We start from the raw sequence: 5264 nt of genomic DNA on the forward strand, positions 1-5264 counted from the left end.
CAGGGAGCCGAATCGACTGTGTGTTATTTAATGGCAAGGTTGGCTCTTGTCGTTTGCTAAAAGAAGCAATCGTTTATTCTGTGGAACGCTGAAACAATAAACAAAGGAAAACTGTTTCTTAATTATATAAATTTAAAACGGATATACAATGAGTAAAGTAGTTGATTTGTTGGGACAACAGGCAGAATATTACCTGAACCATACGTGTAAGACAATAGATAAGAAATTAATTCATGTTCCGAGCCCTGACATGATTGATAAGGTCTGGTTGGACTCTGACAGGAACGTCCGTACGCTTAATAGTTTGCAAACTCTCTACGGACACGGGCGCCTTGCAAATACCGGATATGTATCCATTTTGCCGGTCGACCAGGATATAGAGCATACAGCCGGGGCATCATTTGCTCCGAATCCTATTTATTTCGATCCTGAAAATATAGTAAAATTGGCTATAGAAGGAGGCTGTAATGCAGTTGCATCCACCTTCGGTGTATTGGGAGCCGTAGCTCGCAAATATGCCCATAAAATACCTTTTATAGTGAAGCTGAACCATAATGAGTTGCTGACTTACCCAAATTCTTACGATCAGGTACTGTTTGGAACGGTGAAAGAGGCATGGAATATGGGTGCAGTAGCGGTAGGTGCCACTATCTATTTCGGGTCGGAACAGAGCCGTCGTCAGATTCTTGAAATATCGCAGGCTTTTGAGTATGCGCATGAGTTAGGCATGGCAACTATTCTATGGTGTTATCTGAGAAACAATGATTTTAAGAAAGATGGCACTGACTATCATGCGGCAGCTGATCTTACGGGACAAGCTAACCACATCGGAGTGACAATAAAGGCTGATATTGTAAAACAAAAACTTCCTTCCAATAACGGAGGATTTACAGCTATCCATTTTGGCAAAACAGATGAAAGAATGTACTCTGAACTTACAACTTCACATCCTATTGACCTTTGCCGCTACCAGGTTGCTAATGGTTATATGGGGCGTGTAGGCTTGATTAATTCGGGTGGTGAGTCTCATGGAGAATCAGATCTGCGTGATGCCGTTGTTACAGCAGTGGTCAACAAACGTGCTGGCGGAATGGGATTGATTAGCGGAAGAAAAGCATTTCAAAAGCCAATAGGAGAGGGGATTCAGTTATTGAATGCCATTCAGGATGTTTATTTGGATTCTTCAATAACTATTGCATAAATTATTATAATACTTATGATGGAGAAAATCCTGATTATGTTTTTTTATAGCCTTTTGTTATTAAAAAAGGGTGCTTCATCTATATTTGTTTCTTCTTTCTGATGTATCTTTGTGAAATGAATATCCTGAAAAAGATACTTCCAGTTTTGGTTGGAATATATTTATGTATTCTTTTTATAGGTGCACGGGATGTAGGTTGCTATCCAAATAAGATCTGGCTTCATCGTTGCAATTCAATAGAAAAGTTGCTTGAGAAACATAAGAAATATCCGAATATAGAGGTTGACCTTGTTTTTCGTGCGAACAAAACATTTGATGTGACGCATGATATTGATACCAGTTTCAATTTGAGTTTAGTTTCCTACTTCTCGTATATGAGACGTAATGAAGGAAAAATATGGTTGGATATCAAAAATCTGACTTACAGGAATGATATGGCAGCACTTGTCAGATTGAATAAACTCACAAAGTATTTTCAGATTAAAAAAGATCGCCTGATAATAGAGAGTCAGGATTGGAAAGCCTTAAAATCTTTTACCAAAGCAGGTTATTATACTTCATATTATGTGCCTTACGACGAACCGTCCGGTTTGAGCACTGAAGAAATGAACAATTGCATTGAAGAGTTGCAAGAGATTGCAGATAAGCATGTGGTTTGTGCATTGTCATTCCCTGGAGATTGGTATACTGCCATAAAAGAGAAACTGAATCGCTCCATCGATTTACTGACTTGGGAACACCAGAGCAGCCAGTTGCGATTTTTATTGTCCTCTGCCGGGCGTGAAATGTTGTCCGATCCACAGTTGAAAGTGGTATTGGTAAAAGACAAAGGGAAATATCATCGATGATTGAGCTTATCCATACTGGCATTGCAGGTGATAGAGCAAAATTTCCCGATTATCAGCCGGTTTTTATTAAGAGGATAATGATATATTTGGATTAAGAAATAATTTTCAACTAAATTTTGGTCAAAATTTCCTTTTCATTGGTAAAAGAACAACTGTTTTCCTGTCAATTCTTGTAATTCATCCTCTTTTCTGTATATTTGCGCCCGCATTTTATCAGTGCCACTATTAACTACCTAATTCAGAATGTACTAAACTATATCACCAATGGAGCAAATAAATGCGGTAATTACAGGAGTAGGGGGATATGTACCCGATTATATCCTGACAAATAATGAAATTTCAAAAATGGTCGATACCACTGACGAATGGATAATGGGGCGCATTGGTATAAAGGAAAGACGTATTTTGAATGAGGAGGGACGCGGTACTTCGTATATGGCCCGCAAAGCAGTGAAGCAATTGATGCAACGCACAAAATCCGCTCCGGAGGATATAGACTTGGTGATTGTAGCCACTACCACTCCTGACTATCGTTTACCTTCAACAGCCTCCATTCTTTGCGAAAAACTGGGCTTAAAGCATGCTTTTGCTTTTGATATGCAAGCAGTTTGCAGCGGCTTCTTGTATGCTTTGGAGACAGGAGCTAATTTTATCCGTTCAGGAAACTATAGGAAGATCATCGTTGTGGGAGCTGATAAGATGTCGTCAATAATAGATTATACCGACCGTGCCACCTGTCCGATTTTTGGTGATGGGGCAGCAGCTTTCATGCTGGAACCTACCACAGAGGATTATGGTGTGATGGATGCCGTTTTAAGAACGGACGGTAAGGGACTGCCTTTCCTGCATATTAAAGCCGGTGGTTCTGTATGCGCTCCTTCCTATTATACAATGGATAATCACATGCATTATATTTATCAGGAGGGTCGCACAGTATTCAAGTATGCTGTTGCCAATATGTCATCGGCTTGCGAATCTATTATTGAGAGAAATCACCTAAGCAAAGATGAACTCGCCTGGGTGATTCCTCATCAGGCTAACCAGCGCATAATCAGTGCCGTGACACAACGTTTGGAGGTACCAACTGAAAAAGTGATGATTAACATCGAGCGTTATGGCAACACAAGTGCCGCCACGCTTCCGCTTTGTATCTGGGATTTTGAAAGCAAGTTGAAGAAGGGTGATAAGCTGATTTTCACAGCCTTTGGAGCGGGATTTGCCTGGGGAGCTATTTATGTGAAGTGGGGATATGATTCAGATACTTCTTCATTCGCCAAAAGCGGACAAAGCCTCCAAAAAACAGAATAATGCCGGAAGCTATGCATATCCATGCAAGCCTGTCCAGACGTGAAATACTTTCAATCTGTAATATTCCAATTCCTGCGGTGAGGAGGTAAAGCGACGTACGGATATATGAAAACAAAGTTCTTTCGTTAGCAAGTTTGGTACGTTCGAGTGCCAGATGGTCACGGAGTATCAATTCATTGTTTTCGAGGTTGTCGGTAGTTTTTTGCATAACATTGTTTTTTTATTGTAACTCTTTTTGTTATAAACAGTACGAAAAGGTAAATAGTTTATTATATATATATTATCTTTGTGGTGAATCATTACATGACAATATTTTGTTGACCGTAACAATAAACTTAAAAAACAACCAACGTATTATGAATCAAGAACTATCAATGAGCGCCAACCAATTGGTGGCTGCTCTTCAAAAACCAGCTTCCGAATTTACGAAAGCCGACATCATTTCTTATATCAAAGAGAACGACATCCGTATGGTGAACTTCATGTATCCTGCTGCGGACGGACGATTGAAAACACTGAATTTTGTTATTAACGATGCTGCTTATCTTGATGCAATACTTACTTGCGGAGAACGTGTAGACGGCTCGAGTCTGTTCTCGTTCATCGAGGCGGGTAGCAGTGACTTATATGTGGTGCCTCGTTTCAGTACCGCTTTCATTGATCCTTTTGCTGAGACAACTACGCTTTCCATGCTTTGCTCTTACTTCAATAAAGACGGCGAATTGTTGGAAAGCTCTCCGGAATATACTTTGCGTAAAGCTTGCCAAGCATTTACCGATGTGACGGGGATGGAATTCCAGGCTATGGGCGAATTGGAATATTATGTTATATCAGAGGATGACGGACTCTTCCCGGCTACCGACCAGCGTGGTTATCATGAATCGGCTCCTTATGCCAAGTTCAATGATTTCCGCACGGACTGCATGTTGCATATCGCGCAAGCCGGCGGACAAATTAAGTACGGCCATTCCGAAGTGGGTAACTTCACGCTCGATGGCAAAATCTATGAGCAGAATGAAATCGAATTCCTGCCGGTACGTGCCGATCGTGCTGCCGACCAGTTGATGATAGCTAAATGGGTTATCCGTAACCTGGCTTATCAATATGGATATGATATCACCTTTGCACCCAAGATCACAACAGGAAAAGCTGGTTCCGGTCTGCATATACATATGCGTATCATGAAGGACGGTCAGAATCAGATGCTGAAAGACGGTGTACTTTCCGAGACAGCCCGCAAAGCCATTGCCGGAATGATGGAGCTGGCACCCTCTATTACTGCTTTCGGCAATACCAATCCTACTTCTTATTTCCGCCTTGTTCCTCACCAGGAGGCACCGACGAATATCTGTTGGGGCGACCGCAACCGTTCCGTATTGGTACGTGTACCGTTGGGCTGGTCGGCAAAGACGGATATGTGTATGTTGGCTAATCCGCTGGAAGCCCCGAGCCACTATGACACTACGCAAAAGCAGACTGTAGAAATGCGCTCTCCCGACGGTTCGGCAGATTTATATCAGTTGATAGCCGGACTGGCGGTGGCTTGCCGTTATGGTTTTGAGATGGAAAATGCTTTGGGTATTGCAGAAAAGACATATGTAAACGTAAATATCCATAAGAAAGAGAATGAAGACAAGTTGAAGCAACTGGCGCAACTGCCCGATAGCTGTGCCGCTTCTGCTGATTGTCTGGAAAAACAGCGTGCTTCTTTTGAACAGTACGGAGTGTTCAGCCCTGCAATGATTGACGGAATTATCAGTAAACTGCGTTCTTATAATGACAAGACATTGCGTAATGATATACAGAACAATCCGGATGCAATGCTGGCATTGGTGAAGAAGTATTTTCATTGCGGATAAGTGCATGGAGCTATTGAACTGAGATAAGCGGTTGTGCCATCACTGACA

5 protein-coding genes are annotated in these 5264 nt (G+C 41.6%); 4 read left to right on the top strand and 1 reads right to left on the bottom strand.

Features of this window, described 5'->3' with window-relative positions; translation table 11 throughout:
* The first annotated feature begins 148 nt into the window (after positions 1 to 148).
* The 3 genes from QZ135_RS24335 to QZ135_RS24345 all read left to right on the top strand — a co-directional run bounded on the left by QZ135_RS24335 (position 149) and on the right by QZ135_RS24345 (position 3357).
* Positions 149 to 1201, top strand: a complete 1053-nt coding sequence (locus tag QZ135_RS24335) for a class I fructose-bisphosphate aldolase (protein ID WP_294615648.1) — start codon at positions 149 to 151, stop codon at positions 1199 to 1201.
* Between the two features lie 245 nt (positions 1202 to 1446).
* Positions 1447 to 2049, top strand: coding sequence for a hypothetical protein (locus tag QZ135_RS24340; protein ID WP_294615650.1), 603 nt, complete (start codon positions 1447 to 1449; stop codon positions 2047 to 2049).
* Between the two features lie 264 nt (positions 2050 to 2313).
* Entirely contained in the window at positions 2314 to 3357 is a 1044-nt protein-coding gene (locus QZ135_RS24345) for a beta-ketoacyl-ACP synthase III (protein ID WP_294615652.1), read from the top strand.
* Here the strand turns inward: QZ135_RS24345 and QZ135_RS24350 are convergent.
* A complete protein-coding gene (locus QZ135_RS24350) occupies positions 3278 to 3565 on the bottom strand; it encodes a DUF202 domain-containing protein (RefSeq protein ID WP_294615654.1) in 288 nt (95 codons plus the stop codon). The genes QZ135_RS24345 and QZ135_RS24350 overlap by 80 nt on opposite strands.
* Before the next feature lie 148 nt (positions 3566 to 3713).
* Here QZ135_RS24350 and QZ135_RS24355 point away from each other — a divergent pair, with 148 nt between their 5' ends.
* Positions 3714 to 5216: a glutamine synthetase family protein gene (locus QZ135_RS24355; protein ID WP_294615656.1), complete on the top strand. Its 1503-nt coding sequence runs from the start codon at positions 3714 to 3716 to the stop codon at positions 5214 to 5216.
* The last annotated feature ends 48 nt before the right edge of the window (positions 5217 to 5264 follow it).

Source organism: uncultured Bacteroides sp. (genome assembly GCF_905207245.1).
GTDB lineage: Bacteria > Bacteroidota > Bacteroidia > Bacteroidales > Bacteroidaceae > Bacteroides.

Excerpts from the sequence above, each read along its gene's own strand:
- QZ135_RS24350 (WP_294615654.1), bottom strand. The coding sequence starts at position 3,565 with ATGCAAAAAACTACCGACAACCTCGAAAACAATGAATTGATACTCCGT.
- QZ135_RS24335 (WP_294615648.1), top strand. The coding sequence starts at position 149 with ATGAGTAAAGTAGTTGATTTGTTGGGACAACAGGCAGAATATTACCTG.
- QZ135_RS24345 (WP_294615652.1), top strand. The coding sequence starts at position 2,314 with ATGGAGCAAATAAATGCGGTAATTACAGGAGTAGGGGGATATGTACCC.
- QZ135_RS24355 (WP_294615656.1), top strand. The coding sequence starts at position 3,714 with ATGAATCAAGAACTATCAATGAGCGCCAACCAATTGGTGGCTGCTCTT.